Origin of the sequence: Pseudarthrobacter sp. fls2-241-R2A-127 (assembly GCF_030209355.1) — a bacterium.
GTDB lineage: Bacteria > Actinomycetota > Actinomycetes > Actinomycetales > Micrococcaceae > Arthrobacter.
The window spans coordinates 54,591-68,550 of the sequence record NZ_JARVSF010000004.1 but is presented as its reverse complement, the minus strand read 5'-3'; the positions used below and the strand labels follow the sequence as shown (position 1 = coordinate 68,550).

At 65.4% G+C, this 13,960-nt stretch carries 12 protein-coding genes and 1 other RNA gene; 1 reads left to right on the top strand and 12 read right to left on the bottom strand.

What is annotated here, in order from left to right:
- Positions 1-23: 23 nt before the first annotated feature.
- The 4 genes from QRN53_RS02115 to QRN53_RS02100 all read right to left on the bottom strand — a co-directional run bounded on the left by QRN53_RS02115 (position 24) and on the right by QRN53_RS02100 (position 4,766).
- Entirely contained in the window at positions 24-1,049 is a 1,026-nt protein-coding gene (locus QRN53_RS02115; protein ID WP_285242375.1) for an ATP-dependent 6-phosphofructokinase, read from the bottom strand.
- Complete coding sequence (locus QRN53_RS02110) at positions 1,046-1,240, bottom strand: glycosyl hydrolase family 65 domain-containing protein (RefSeq protein WP_285242374.1); 195 nt, start codon at positions 1,238-1,240, stop codon at positions 1,046-1,048. Before QRN53_RS02110 ends, QRN53_RS02115 begins: the two co-directional genes overlap by 4 nt.
- Complete coding sequence (locus QRN53_RS02105; RefSeq protein WP_285242373.1) at positions 1,155-4,232, bottom strand: HAD-IA family hydrolase; 3,078 nt, start codon at positions 4,230-4,232, stop codon at positions 1,155-1,157. The genes QRN53_RS02110 and QRN53_RS02105 overlap by 86 nt, the downstream gene beginning before the upstream one ends.
- A 69-nt stretch (positions 4,233-4,301) precedes the next feature.
- A complete protein-coding gene (locus QRN53_RS02100) occupies positions 4,302-4,766 on the bottom strand; it encodes a pyridoxamine 5'-phosphate oxidase family protein (RefSeq protein WP_285242372.1) in 465 nt (154 codons plus the stop codon).
- Between the two features lie 412 nt (positions 4,767-5,178).
- On the opposite strand from QRN53_RS02100, the gene QRN53_RS02095 reads away from it, so the two are divergent.
- Positions 5,179-7,329, top strand: a complete 2,151-nt coding sequence (locus QRN53_RS02095) for an acyltransferase family protein (RefSeq protein ID WP_285242371.1) — start codon at positions 5,179-5,181, stop codon at positions 7,327-7,329.
- A gap of 122 nt (positions 7,330-7,451) precedes the next feature.
- Here the strand turns inward: QRN53_RS02095 and ssrA are convergent.
- The 8 genes from ssrA to QRN53_RS02055 form a co-directional block, all read right to left on the bottom strand.
- Positions 7,452-7,820: a transfer-messenger RNA gene (gene ssrA / locus QRN53_RS02090) on the bottom strand.
- A gap of 73 nt (positions 7,821-7,893) precedes the next feature.
- The gene (gene smpB / locus QRN53_RS02085; protein ID WP_285242370.1) at positions 7,894-8,367 is read right to left on the bottom strand and encodes an SsrA-binding protein SmpB; all 474 of its coding nucleotides are present in this window, start codon (positions 8,365-8,367) and stop codon (positions 7,894-7,896) included.
- 81 nt (positions 8,368-8,448) lie between these two features.
- Positions 8,449-9,879 carry a M23 family metallopeptidase gene (locus QRN53_RS02080; RefSeq protein WP_285242369.1) on the bottom strand — a complete coding sequence of 477 codons (1,431 nt, stop codon included), beginning with the start codon at positions 9,877-9,879 and terminating at the stop codon, positions 8,449-8,451.
- A gap of 27 nt (positions 9,880-9,906) precedes the next feature.
- Positions 9,907-10,821, bottom strand: coding sequence for a permease-like cell division protein FtsX (ftsX, locus tag QRN53_RS02075; protein WP_285242368.1), 915 nt, complete (start codon positions 10,819-10,821; stop codon positions 9,907-9,909).
- Positions 10,818-11,606, bottom strand: a complete 789-nt coding sequence (ftsE, locus tag QRN53_RS02070) for a cell division ATP-binding protein FtsE (protein WP_285242367.1) — start codon at positions 11,604-11,606, stop codon at positions 10,818-10,820. The genes ftsX and ftsE overlap by 4 nt, the downstream gene beginning before the upstream one ends.
- 184 nt (positions 11,607-11,790) lie before the next feature.
- Positions 11,791-12,906 carry a peptide chain release factor 2 gene (prfB, locus tag QRN53_RS02065; protein WP_285242366.1) on the bottom strand — a complete coding sequence of 372 codons (1,116 nt, stop codon included), beginning with the start codon at positions 12,904-12,906 and terminating at the stop codon, positions 11,791-11,793.
- 76 nt (positions 12,907-12,982) lie between these two features.
- Positions 12,983-13,387: a pilus assembly protein TadG-related protein gene (locus QRN53_RS02060; protein WP_502934812.1), complete on the bottom strand. Its 405-nt coding sequence runs from the start codon at positions 13,385-13,387 to the stop codon at positions 12,983-12,985.
- A gap of 41 nt (positions 13,388-13,428) precedes the next feature.
- Positions 13,429-13,815 carry a hypothetical protein gene (locus QRN53_RS02055; protein WP_285242364.1) on the bottom strand — a complete coding sequence of 129 codons (387 nt, stop codon included), beginning with the start codon at positions 13,813-13,815 and terminating at the stop codon, positions 13,429-13,431.
- Positions 13,816-13,960 lie beyond the last annotated feature (145 nt).

The window sequence follows — 13,960 nt, the reverse complement described above, 5'->3', positions numbered from 1 at the left end:
GCCTCCCCTTCCGGCCGGTCGAATCACCCGAACAGCACCGCGGCTTCCAGGTAGCGGGCCTCGGGAACCCGCTTGAGCTCGCCCAGTGCCGCATCCAGGCCCACGTTCACGATGTCCGTGCCCCGGAGCGCAACCATGGTGTCCCACCGTCCGGCCGCGGCTGATTCGACGGCGGCCAGGCCAAGCCGGGTGGCAAGGACCCGGTCAAAAGCCGTGGGCTCGCCGCCGCGCTGGATATGGCCAAGCACGGTGGCCCGGGTTTCAATGCCGGTCCGTTCCTGCAACTGTTCCTCAAGCAGCAGCCCTATCCCGCCAAGGCGCGGCCGGCCGAAGGTGTCGAGGCCGCGCGGCGCATACGGCGCCTGCCGCCCCTCCGGAACGAAGGCCTCAGCCACCACCACCAGCGGAGCCCTGCCGCGGTCCCGCGCCGAAAGCACCCAGGCGGAGATCTGCTCGATCGAGACGGGATGTTCCGGTATCAGGATGGCGTGCGCACCCGAAGCCATGCCCGAGTGCAGTGCTATCCAGCCGGCGTTCCTTCCCATGACCTCGGCAATCATGCACCGGTGGTGGGATTCCCCCGTGGTCCGCAACCGGTCAATCGCCTCGGTGGCGGTCTGGACGGCGGTGTCGAAGCCAAAGGTGTAGTCCGTGGCGCTGAGGTCGTTGTCGATGGTTTTCGGGACACCCAGGACATTGAGCCCCTGCGTGCACAATTCCCTGGCGGCCGCCAGGGTGCCTTCTCCCCCGATGGCAATGAGGCCATCCAGCCGGTTGCGCTGGAAGCCGGCACGTACGGCCTCGATGCCGCCCGCGGCGATCGGATTGGTCCGCGATGTTCCAAGGATGGTCCCGCCGAGGCGCGAGATCCCTCGGACACCCGTCCTGGGCAGGGGAAGGACATCATCCTCAAGAACCCCACGCCATCCGTCGCGGAATCCCAGGAACTCGTAACCGTGGGCGACGTCGCCGCCCAGCACCGCTCCACGGATCACCGCATTTACTCCGGGGCAGTCGCCACCGCTCGTCAGTATGCCCAGCCGCCTCACGATGCCGCCACCCCGGTGCTCCGGGCAGGCATCGGGAACTGCCGGGTCTGGCCCGGAGGGAGGACCACGTCGGCGCCGTACACGTGCACGGTGATGGGGCCGGCGTCACCGGGGGCCGACGCGATGCTCATCTGTCCGTCCTTGAGGTGGACCCGCAGCCGGTGTCCCCGGTAGAGGACCTCGAAGGCCACCGCGCGGAGCCGTGTGGGCAGGTTGGGCGCGAACACGATGCTGTCCCCGCTGAAGCGCAGCCCGGCAAAGCTGCGCTGCACCACGTCGATGGTTCCGCCCCATGGCGCCCAAATGGATACCCGCCCGCGTGGTGCCGTGCTGGGTGTCGTCGAGATCGGCGTCGAGCGCTTCCCGGAAACTTTCCCAGGCGCGGTCGGCATCCACACCGGCCAGGACGGAGGCGTGGGCCACCCGGCTCAACGTGGATCCGTGGGCCGTCCTGGACAGGTAGTACTCGATGGTCCGGTGGAGTTGTTCCTTCGTAAAGCTGTAGTCGAGGCGCTCTAGGATTCCCAGCAGGCCTTCATGGCCCAAGAGGTACGGCAGCATCAGGACATCCGCCTGTTTTGCCAGCTTGTAGTAGTTGGTCCCGTCGTCTTCGGCTTCGAGGATCAGGTCCAGCCGCTCAATGTCGCCGTAAGCGTCGCGGTAGTGGTCCCAGTCCAGTTCCCTTAGCTGCTCATATCCCTCGAACTGGCTGATGACGCCGTCGCGGTGGAACGGGACATACATGGCGGCACCCATGGCTTCCCAGCCGGCGGCTTCCTCTTCGGCAACGCCGAGTGAGTCCATCAGGCCGGCACGCTCGCTTCCGTGCAGGTACCGAAGGATGTCCGCCGCCTGCAGGCACACCCATGCCGCCATGACGTTGGTATAGGCGTTGTCGTCCAAGCCCGGTTCGGGCCGCCCCGGATATCCCGTGTGGTATTCATCGGGGCCCACAACACCGCGCAGGTGATATCTGCCGTCCCGGAGGTCGAAGACCGCCAGGGACCGGAAGAACCGGGCCACTTCGATGACCAGGTCAGCTCCTTTTTGGAGGAGCCAGATCTTGTCGCCGGTGGCCTGGAAGTACTGCCAGGCGTTGAAGGCCACCGCGAGGCCCGAGTGGACCTGAAGATGGGAATAGTCCCGCACCCACCGGCCGGAGCGGTCGTTGTACAACCACTTTGGTGTCTCCTCGGTCCCGTCGCTGCCGCTCTGCCACGGGAACTTCGCCCCGGCCAGGCCTGCCGCGGCGGCGGCGTGCCGGGCAGCGGGCAGCCGCCGCCACCTGTACTCGATCACGGAGCGGGCCACCGCCGGGGTTCTTGAGGTGAGGACCGGGAGGACGAACAGTTCATCCCAGAAGACGTGCCCGCGGTAGCCCTCCCCGTGCAGTCCACGCGCGGTGACGCCGGCATCCAGTTCTGCCGTGTGGCGCGTCAGTGTCTGCAAGAGGTGGAAAATGTGCAGGTTGAGGACCAGGCGTACCTGGACCGGGGCATCGATTTCCACGAGGAACGGGCGCAGTTCCCGCCGCCATGCGTCCTCGTGGGACGCCAGGAGCCCGGGGAATGAGTCGCCGGCCCGCTCCAGCACCGCGCGGGCACCGGTTTCAGGGGAGGAGATGGCGCGGTCACGGGACGTCACCACCGCCACCGTCTTGGTCAGCCGGGCAGGGGTACCCGGTGTGAGGAACAGACGGAACGTCCGGTAGTGGAAGGGGCTGCTTCCGCCATCCCCCACCGGTTCCGCCGCCACGGATGTGCGCGTGCGGTAGGCCGCAGCGATACGGATGAGGCTTTGGGTTGTCTGCACTTCAACGACGGATAGGGCGTCCGGGGGCAGTTCGGCGGCGGTGCTGCGGGATGGCGTCAGGTCTGCCAAATGGATATCCGAGCCCTGGGCGCGCTCCGGCAGGTTCGCGTTGCGGACGCCGGCGTTGATGCCGCTGCGCACCTCCACGGCCCCGCTCCAGCCCAGGGCGGTGATGGTGGTTTCCAGGGCCAGGAGGTGCGGTTCGGCCATCGAAACGAAGCGGACCTGGACCACCTCAATGCGACGGCGGTCCGCGCCTTCGAGCAGCAGGCGCCGTTCCAGCACGGCCCGTCGGAGGTCCAGGACCCGGCGCTCGCGCACTACGGCCAGGCCGCCGTCGGACCACCACTGCAGTCCGGCGATCCGCAGGTCCAGCGGGAGGCAATCGGGCGCATTGACCATGTGTTCCTCGATCAGCATCTCGTCGGCGGCCTGCACCGTGACCCGGTTATACACGCCGGCAAGGTACATGCCCGCGTAGCTGAAGGGGCCGCCTTCGGGCGCCGCCCCCCGGACGCCCATGTAGCCATTGCCCAGCGTGGTCAGGGCTTCACGGTGCCCTTCGTGCCCGGCGTCGACGCCTTCGTAAACGAGGTGCCAGGCGTTGCCGATTACCAGCCCCAGGTCCAGCTCACCCACATCGTTGAGGACAATCCTCGCGCCGGCAGCCTCCAACTGGCGGCGGCTGCCGCTGCGGTCGATTCCTACCACCATGCCGAAGCCGCCCCGGCGTCCGGCTTCCACTCCCGCCGCCGAGTCCTCTATCACCACGGCGTGTGGGGGTGCGACGCCCAGCTGGGCTGCAGCGGCGAGGAAAACGTCCGGTGCCGGTTTTCCCCGCAAACCCCGGCCTGCCGCCGTCGCGCCGTCCATGACCACCGTGAACAGGTGCCTGATGCCTGCGGCTTCCAGGACCGGCGCGGCGTTGCGGCTGGAGGTGACCACTGCGGTGGGGACCGACGCGCCGGCAAGCCGCTGCAGCAGCTCCAGCGTTCCCGGGTAGCTTTGCACCCCGTCCCGGCGTAGGTGCTGGTGGAACAGTTCGTTCTTCCAGGCGCCGAGGCCAAACCCTGTCCACGCACCCGGTGCATCGGTCTCGGCTCCCCTGCCGATCTCCACCCCCCGCGCTGCCAGGAGCCGGACCACTCCATCCTCGCGCGGCATGCCGTCGATGAAGGTGAGGTACTCCGCCCGGGTCAGCGGAGCGCGGTTGGCGCCGGCGGGCATCCGCGGGTCGCGGAAGATGCGGTCGAACGCATCTTTCCATGCAGCCTGGTGGACTACTGCCGTGTTGGTGACCACCCCGTCCAGGTCGAAGATGACGGCGTCGAATGGTGGCTTGGCGGCAGCGGCGGTTGGCGACCCGGTCATAGGTTCAGTGGTACCAGCACGCAACGTGCCCCGGACAGGGCCGTTGGGCCCGCCGGCGGTTGCCGCGGCCTATGCGGTGCCGTGCGGGGTGCCGTGTCCCACGTGGTTCCACCAGGTCAGCGGCGACGTGATGGTAAAGCGCCTGCCGGTCACCGAGGCGGGCACGATCCGGACGAAATGGTCTTTCTCTCCGGCCTGCCAGGGAAACAGGGTAAGGCCCGCTCCGGCGAGGAGCTCATCGGACGGCTCCAGGACCACCGCTTTTCCCTTGACCAGGACGCTCCAGGCTTTGGCGTCGTCGTGGCCGTCGGCTTCAAGCGCGACGGCGAGTGGCCCGCCGGCGGCGCGCAGCTTGGTTCCCTCGCCCGTCCGGAAGACCAGCGACTGCTGGTCCACCTTGTAATTAATGGGAAAGACTTCCGGGTACCCGTTGACGAACACGGCGAGGTGGCCAACCGAGACACCGCGAAGGAGGTCCCAGCAGCTGTTTGCGTCCAGGATCTCCGTGGGTGTTTGCGGCGGATCGTTGTGCATACAGTCGAAGGTAGCGGCGCGCGGGAGCAGGCCGCTAGAGCATTAAGGCCCGGGCGATGTCGTGGTATCAGGGCAACGAATGGGCTGCACCTGCAAGCCGCGGAGCACCGGCAGGGGCATGACGCGGTGCTAGAGTACCCCCGGGGGGTTGCAACAGCGGCCCAAATGCAGAGCTCGCTTGTTCCATGACCTCACCGACTCCACCGCCGCCAAGGTGGCCGGTATTCGTCCAGCCGTTTCCGCCGTAAGGGGTTGCTGCCCGCAGTCCGGGAAGGGCTGCCGGCGCCGTGCTGTTTCCGGATGTCGCCGGAACACGGCAAGCAATGTGCACAGCCCTGGTGGCCCTCCGTCCATGCCGGCAACCGGAGCGGCAGGCGCGCTGCGCTCAAACGAAGATCGACAAGGAGTACCTGTGACCGGACACGTCGTCCTGCGAACCCGTGCGGAAATGCGGCGAACAGAGGCGGTCGACGCCACCCGCAAGGATATCCAGGCGCTTCGCGCACTGGCTGTTGGCCTGGTGGTCCTGAACCATTTGTGGCCGGCACGGCTTTCCGGCGGCTACGTCGGTGTCGATGTCTTCTTCGTGATCTCGGGCTATTTGATCTCCAAGCATCTTCTGGGCGAGCTGGAGCGGTCAAACCGCATCAACCTGGCACAGTTCTACGCCCGGCGGATCAGGCGTTTGCTTCCCGCCGCAACCCTCGTTGCGTCGGTTTCCCTGCTTGCGGCGTGGGCATTGCTGCCGTTCTCGCGCTGGCTGGCAATCGCCCAGGAAACCATCGGGGCCGTCCTCTACGCGGAGAACTGGGTGTTGGCAGCGAAATCGGTTGATTATTCGGCCCACAGCGAGGCCGCCTCAACGGTGCAGCACTATTGGTCCCTCTCGGTGGAGGAACAGTTCTACCTGGTATGGCCACTGCTGTTCATGGGGCTTTCGGTGGCAGTGATCCGGCTGCGACTCCGCCGGCGGGCCTTGCTGGCATTGGGAGTCACACTGGCCAGCGCTGCTGCGCTGGCATTTTGCATCTGGGTCACCTACACCAACAGGAGCCCCGCCTACTTTGTCACCCCGGCACGGGCCTGGGAGTTCGGAGCCGGTGCCTTAATTGCCATCGGCGGCCCGCATGCGATGGCAGCGCTGCGGCTTCGGCTGCCCAACCATCATCTGGCGTTGTCAGGCGCGGCGCAGTGGCTCGGCTACGGCCTGATCGCCTATTCCGCCTTTTGCTTCAACGAGCAGACCTTCTTTCCGGGCTTCGCCGCGGTGGTGCCCGTGGCCGGGACCGTGCTGGTGATCGCATCCGGTCCGACAGGACCGGTGTGGTCGCCAAACCAGGTCCTGGCCGCCCGGCCCATCCAGTTTCTGGGCGATGTGTCCTATTCCCTGTACCTGTGGCACTGGCCCATGATTGTCCTGCTCCCGGCGTTTCTGGGCCACTCCTTGGGGAACCGGGACAAGCTCGCCATCCTGGTGGGTGCGATAGCGCTTTCCTATGTCTCCAAGAAACTCGTCGAAGACCCCGGCCGCACCAGGCTCCTGCGGGGTGCCAAACCGCTCCGCGTGTTTGCGGCCATGGCAGTCACGGCGGGACTGGTCTGTGCACTGTCAGGTGGCATGCTTCTAAGCTTCGGCAAAGCCCAGGCCGCCGAGGCGGCGAAGTTGGAAAGCCTCATCGGCGAACCATGCCACGGGGCGCGCAGCCTTGACCCGCGCAATGGCTGCAGCGATCCCTTCGGTGCCGCCAAGGTCGCCAACGTGGGGCCGAACGAAGCACCATGGTTCAGCGCACCTGAATGCCACCCGTCCGCGGATCCGGTGGTCTACGAGGACCTCCAGGTCCTGGCCGAGTGCGACTTCACTGGAGGGGCGCAGCCGGAGGCGACTGTCTGGCTGGTAGGCGACTCGCATGCCGAGCAGTGGAAGGCCGGCCTGTACGAGCTGGCACGGCTGCACAAGTGGAAGGTGAAGGAATCATTGCTTGGCGGTTGTCCGTTCGTTGACGTGAAGCGGGTGACCGTGGCGGGCGCGCCTGCCACCGATCCGCATGCACAGCAGCGGTGCCTTGGGTGGAGCGCCCAGGTATCCAATCGGATCGTCAAGGAAAAGCCTGACATGGTCTTCGCGTCCTCATTCGGAGCAGGTGAAACTCTCGACGATGGCACCGGCCGGCCGCAAATGGACCAGTACAAGGATGCCGTGACGAAGAGATTGGGTGACTGGACATCGGCAGGCAGCCGGGTCTTCGTCTTCCGGGACCCGCCACTACCCCTTCACCGCACCAGCCCTGACTGCGTGGCGCTGAACCCGCAGCAACCCGTCGATTGCGCCAATGCACGCGGCGAGGCGCTGGTTCCGGACCCGGTTGCCGAAGCCGCCAAGGGCATGGGCAAGCCCAGCGTCAAGGTCCTCGACCTCTCGGACCAGTTCTGCGATGGCCAGCGCTGCTACGCGGTGATTGGCGGACTGCAAGTCTATTTCGATAATGATCATGCCGCCCGCAGCTATATCCGGTCCCTGGTCCCGGTCCTGTCCCAGCGGTTCAACGAGGCCCGGCAATAGGTGCGGGCATCCCTGGGTGCTGCCCGCTCCGTCGCCGAATAAACGAAAAACGCCCCGGTCCAGGGACCGGGGCGTTGCAACAAAGGCCGGGACATCCGTTGGAACGTCCCGGCCTTTGCCGTGGGTGGAGATGGGGGGAATTGAACCCCCGTCCGATGTCGTGTTGTCAGGGCTTCTCCGGGCGCAGTTTGCGTCGGATTTTCTCGGCCCCAGCCATGCCGCAAACAGCTGGCTGATCCGGGCCCAGTCACCTAAGAGTCCCGTTTACTCCGGTGACGGGAGCAAACAGCAGTGGCTATCTAAATGACGCCAGGATCCGGGGCGATAGCATCCCCGGGCTGACGGACTGTCTTACTGCTTAGGCAGCAAGAGCGAAGTCAGTGCGCTTAGATTCGGCACTTATTGGTTTGCAGAAAGCGTTTACGAGATAATTCTGCATCCTCGGCCCGCTTCACCTGTCGCGACTAACACCGTCGAAACCGATCATCCCCGTATTTTGTTACCAAACCGGCTGGCAAGCCTGCCGGACTACCAATACTAACGCACACCCTGCGGAAATAATTCCTAGCGGCGGCGGTTGCGCTCCCGCATCTCGCGCTGGGCCTCACGGTTGTCCTGCTGTTCCCGCAAAGTCTGCCGCTTGTCATACTCGCGCTTGCCGCGGGCAACGGCGATTTCCACCTTGGCCCGGCCGTCCACGAAGTACAGCTGGAGCGGCACGATGGTGTAACCGGCTTCCTGGACCTTGCGGGAAATCTTAATGAGCTCCTCGCGGTGCAGCAGCAGCTTACGGCGGCGGCGCGCGGCGTGGTTGGTCCAGCTGCCCTGGTTGTACTCAGGAATGTGGATTGCTTCCAACCACAGTTCGTCGTTGTAGAACGTGCAGAATCCGTCCACCATCGAAGCGTGGCCTTCGCGCAGCGACTTGACCTCGGTGCCCATCAGCGCGATGCCGGCCTCATATGTGTCCAGCACGTGGTAGTCATGCCGGGCCTTGCGGTTGGTGGCCACCACCTTACGGCCACTTTCTTTAGGCACGGGGCAACTCCTCGGGTTCAGGTTGGACTCCCCGCGCCCGGCGGCGCGGAGCTATACCAGTCTACGGCAGCAGCGTTCTTCCTAGAGCAGCCCCATGGGGTCCACGGCCTTGCCGTTGAGCCATGTCTCGAAGTGGGCGTGGCATCCGGTGGAGTTGCCGGTACTGCCCGAGTAGGCGATCAGCTGTCCCTGCGAGACGTGCTGGCCGTTCGAAACCACGATGCTCGAGTTGTGGTAATAGATCGTCGTCAGGGTGTTGCCCTGCACCACGCCGTGGTCGATCTTGACGCGCCAGCCGCCGCCGTCGGCGGAGTTCCAGCCCGAGCTGAAGACTTCACCGGCAGCTGCAGCGTACACGGGCGTACCGCAGGCCGCGCCGAAGTCGATGCCGGTGTGCATGTAGCCGCCGGTGCCATAGAAGTCGATGGTGCCCGGCGGTGTGGTGCGGTAGCCGAAGCCGGAGGTAATGGGGATGCTGCCGTCAAAGGGGTGGCGGAGGCCAAAGGCCGACGGCGATCCTGCTGCGGGCGGAACAAAGGGCTGGACGGGCGGAGCCGGGCGGTTCGCTGCCGCCGCTGCGGCGGCAGCTGCGGCAGCGGCCGCCTCAGCTTGCCTGCGCTGTTCGGCTTCCCATGCCTCCCGGGCCTTTCGGTCGCGTTCAGCGATCTCGTTGGCCACTTGGTTCTGGTTGGCCTGGACGCCCGCGAGCTGGGCCTGGATACCGGGTTTGGCCGCCTGGAGCTCCGCATCGAGGCGGGTGGTGTCGGCGATCAGCTGGTCAACCTGGGCCTTCTTGGCCGCGGCTTCGTCACGGGCAGCCTTCTCGCGTTCCAGTGCAGCATCGGCCTTGGCCTTGAGGTCGGTGATTTCCGCTTCCACAGCCTGCAACCGGGCTTCGGAGTTGACGTTGGTGGCGTTCTGCTGGTTGAGCTTGTCCATCGCCGCGTTCTGGCTTCGCATGGCTTGGTCGGCGAGGTCCATGGTGTCGGTCAGGCTGCCGCCGCCGCTGGACCCGAAGAAGAGCGAGAGGTTGGAGGGCACGCCGCCGGATTTGTAAGCCTGGGTGGCGATCTGGCCGATCAGCTTCTTGGTGTCGGCAATCTTCTGCTTGTCCGTTTCGAGCTGCTGGGTGATCTTGGCCTTGTTCTGCTGGGCCATGTCGACGCGCGCAGCCAGGGCCTCCGATTCTTTCACCGCACTGGCCACACGGCCTTGGGCGTCAAGGAGGGCCTGCTGCGCACCCGGCAACTGGCCCTGGTAGATCACCAGGTCACCGGCGGCCTTGGCGATCTTGGAATCGACGAACTCGAGGGAAGCCTGGACACGGGCAGCTTCGGCCTCGAGCGCGGCCTTGCGGTCTTCGAGGTCGTCGGCGAAGGCCACGGGCGTTGCCACGGCCATCCCCGCGGAAAGTATGACCGCCAGAACACCGCTGACGATCCCCATGCGGCGGCCGGCCGCCCGTCCCCGGCGGAACCGGGGGCGTGGAGAGGTTTGATCGGTTACGTTCATGAGCATTCCTTGGTCGGTTTGCATAGCCTAAACGCGCAAATATCTGCGAAGGGTCAAGAGAGACGAAATTCCTGCCAAGGATCCGCCAAGGATCAGCAGCGCCGGCGCGAGGATCAGTGTCTGGCCTGAAGAAATGAAGGCGGTGTCCGGGTATTGGCGGGACATGTAGTCACCCAGGAAGAACTGGGCCACGGCCCACAGGGTGCCGGAAGCCAGCGCCGCACCGATGACCGCGGCGATGACCCCCTCGAGGATGAAGGGCAACTGGATGACAGTCTTCGACGCGCCAACGAGCCGCATGATCCCGGTTTCCCGGCGCCTGCTGAACGCGGAGAGCCGAATGGTGGTGGCGATCAGCAAAATGGCGCAGACGATCATCACCCCGGCGATGCCCACTGCCACCAACGAGGCACCGTTCATCACTGAGAAGAGGCGTTCGAGCAGCTGTCGCTGGTCGATCACGGTCTCCACGCCCGGCTGGGAAGAGAAGGTCTCACTGATGATCTGGTACTTCTCGGGGTCCTTCATGTTGATCCTGAAAGACGCCGGCAACTGGTCCGGGGTGACGGAATCAACGATGGGCGAGTTGGAGAACTGGTCCTTAAAGTGTTTGTAGGCCTCGTCCCGGGACTCGAACTGGAAGTCATTGATGTACTGGGCAACGGCCGGCGACTTAAGGAGCGCGTTCAGGCCCTGCTGCTGCTCAGGCGTGACCGGCCCCGACGCGCACCCTGGCGCCGTCGAACCGTCACTGCACAGGAAGATGGCCACCTGGACCTTGTCGTACCAGTACCCCTTCATCTGGTTGATCTGCATCTGGAGCATTCCGGCCGCGCCCACGAACGTGAGGGAGACGAACGTCACCAGGATGACCGAGACCACCATCGAAAGGTTGCGGCGCAGGCCGCTGCCGATCTCGGAGAGGATGAATGCTAGCCTCATTGCCGTGCCTCACCTTCGGCACCGTTCCCCGGCAGTCCGTCGTCGGGCGCTTCCCTGCCGCTGGCGTCCTTGAGCCGCCTGGACTGGCCGACGACGGGGATCATCGAGGTGTACAAAGCCTTCGCTTCGTCGCGGATCACCACGCCGTTCTTGAGCTCGACCACCCGTTTGCGCATTTCGTTGACGATGTCGTCGTCGTGGGTGGCCATCACCACCGTGGTCCCGTTCTGGTTGATCTTGTCCAGCACGCCCATGATGCCCATGGACGTGGTGGGGTCAAGGTTTCCGGTGGGTTCATCGGCCAGGAGGATCCCGGGCCGGTTGACCACGGCCCGGGCAATGGCGACGCGCTGCTGCTCGCCGCCGGAGAGTTCGTGCGGCATGCGGTGTTCCTTGCCTTCGAGGCCAACGGTCTTGAGGACCTCGGGCACCGTATCGCGGATGACGCTGCGGCTCTTGCCGATGACCTGCATGGCGAAGGCTACGTTGGCGAAGACATTTTTTTGCGGCAGGAGGCGGAAGTCCTGGAAGACGACGCCGATACCGCGGCGGAGGCGCGGCACGCGCCAGCTCGAAATCCTGGCGACGTTTTGGCCGGCCACGTAGACGGCGCCCGAGGTTGCGCGGTCTTCCTTCAGCACCAGCCGAAGGAAGGTGGACTTTCCGGAGCCGGAGGCCCCCACCAGGAAGGCGAATTCGCCGCGATCAATCTCAAGGTTGACGGAGTCCAGCGCCGGCCGGGCTTTTTGGTCGTAGACCTTGGTGACATTTTCGAATCGGATCATGGCCCTAAGTACCCTGCAGGCATGGCTGATTGTTCTGATGCAGCCCAGTTCTGCAGCCGGTGCACGGGTTTTCGTTTGGGGGAAGTAGGGCCCCGGCCCCTCGACTATACGCAGGATGCCCGGCGCTTGGGCGGGCTTTCGGGGGCGTGTCGCCGGATCACATGGCGGCCGGCGGCCCGGCCTGCTACTTTTCGGCGTTGCGGTTGTCAGTACGCCAGCGGATGCCGGCGTCGATGAAGTCGTCGATCTCGCCGTCGAACACTGCAGACGTGTTGCCCACTTCGTGTTCCGTGCGCAGGTCTTTCACCATCTGGTAGGGGTTGAGGACGTAGGAGCGCATCTGGTCGCCCCAGGAGGCTTTGACGTCCCCGGCCAGGGCCTTCTTCTCCGCGTCTTCCTGTTCCTTCTTGAGCAGGAGGAGCCGGGATTGCAGCACGCGCATGGCCGCGGCCCGGTTTTGGAGCTGTGACTTCTCGTTCTGCATCGAGACGACGGTGCCGGTAGGAATGTGCGTGAGGCGCACCGCGGAGTCGGTGGTGTTAACCGACTGTCCGCCGGGGCCGGACGAACGGAATACATCGACCCTGATTTCGTTGTCCGGGATGTCGATGGAATCTGTCTGTTCGATCAGCGGGATGACTTCCACGGCCGCGAACGACGTCTGGCGCCGGCCCTGGTTGTCGAACGGGCTGATCCGGACCAGCCGGTGGGTTCCTGCTTCAACGCTGAGGGTGCCGTAGGCGTAGGGCGCCTTGACCTCGAACGTGGCCGATTTCAGGCCGGCTTCCTCCGCGTACGAAGTGTCCATGACCGTCGTGGGGTAACCGTGCCGTTCGGCCCAGCGGAGGTACATGCGCATCAGCATTTCGGCGAAATCTGCCGCATCGACTCCGCCCGCTCCCGCCCGGATGGAGACCACGGCTTCGCGCTCGTCATATTCCCCTGACAACAGGGTGACCACTTCCAGGTCTTTGAGGGCCTTCTTGATGGATTCCAGTTCGGTCGCGGCCTCCCCCATCGAGGCGGCGTCGTCCTCGTCCTGGCCGAGTTCCACCAGCACTTCGAGGTCGTCGATCCGTGAGGCCAGGTTGGTGAGGCGCTCCAGTTCGGACTGGCGGTGGGAGAGCCTGGAGGTGATCTTCTGGGCCGCTGCGGGGTCGTCCCACAGGTCCGGCTCCCCTGCCCGCTCGCTGAGTTCGGCGATGTCTTCACGGAGGGCATCGACGTCTGAGACGCGTTCGATGGACTCGTAGGTGGCGCGGAGAGCGCGGATTTCAGCGGAAAAATCAATATTGGCCATGGTGGTTTAAGCCTACGCTATCGGGGCAGACGGCCCTGCGCCGCCCGTGAACGGGGCTGCTCCGCCGGGCCAGGCGTCAACGGACCAGCCGGGCACGTGCCGTGGAGGACGCCTCGATGCGGATTCCGTCGGGCACCAGGAAGTTCACCACTGGCGGATGCACCGCGGCGGTAAGGACTACGACGGCGGTCGAACCGTCGGGCGATCCCGTTCCCGGGGCTACGGCAAGGCTGGAGAACCGTTGTGAGGCCGGGCTTCTGCCGATGAAGTCAGCTGCCACGTTGCGCACCCGGGCAGGGTTGAGGACAGCAGACGGGGTTCCGCCCTGTGATGAGACGTCGCCCAGTGTGTAGCTGTCGGCAGCGGCCATGGATGCTCCGTCAGCCAAGGAGAGGAGCCGCTTGTGCTCGAGGTAGACGCTGGATATTCCGATGACGACCGTGGCGACCAGCAAGGCCAGGGCCACATAGCCGACGATCATCACCGTCAGCTGGCCGTCTTCGCCGTTTTGCTCACTGGGTGTCACCGGTACCGCCCCACCAACTGGGTTGCGGAGGCCTGGACGTCCGTAGCAGACAATCCCTCCGCAAAAGGGAGGAACGGGAGCGCCACATTGAGGCTGACGGTCACCGTGACGGCGCTTCCCGCGGCGGTGCAGTCTGCAGGTTCACAGCTTGTCGTCACGTTTGCCCGCCCTGGTTCCTGCCCGAAATCGGAAAGCGCCAGGGATACTGCCCGCTCCGCCGCCGCCTGCGCGTTGACGGGGTCGGCCTGGGCAACGTACACCTTTGCCGCCTGGTCCGCGGCGCCAACCACGGCGAAGGAACCTCCTTGGATCTGCCCAACCGTGATGACGAAATACACCAGCGGAACCATCAGCAGAAGCGCCAGGAAGGTGAACTCGACCACCGCACTCCCCTGTTCGTGCTCTGTGGAGTGCCGCTGCGGGTGTCCCCGGTGCTGGAGGCCGGGGACGTTTGCATTTCCCGGGAGCCGGCCGGCGTCCCGGGGTGGTTGCCGGCAGAGTGCTTCCGCGAACCTTGTCACGAGGCGG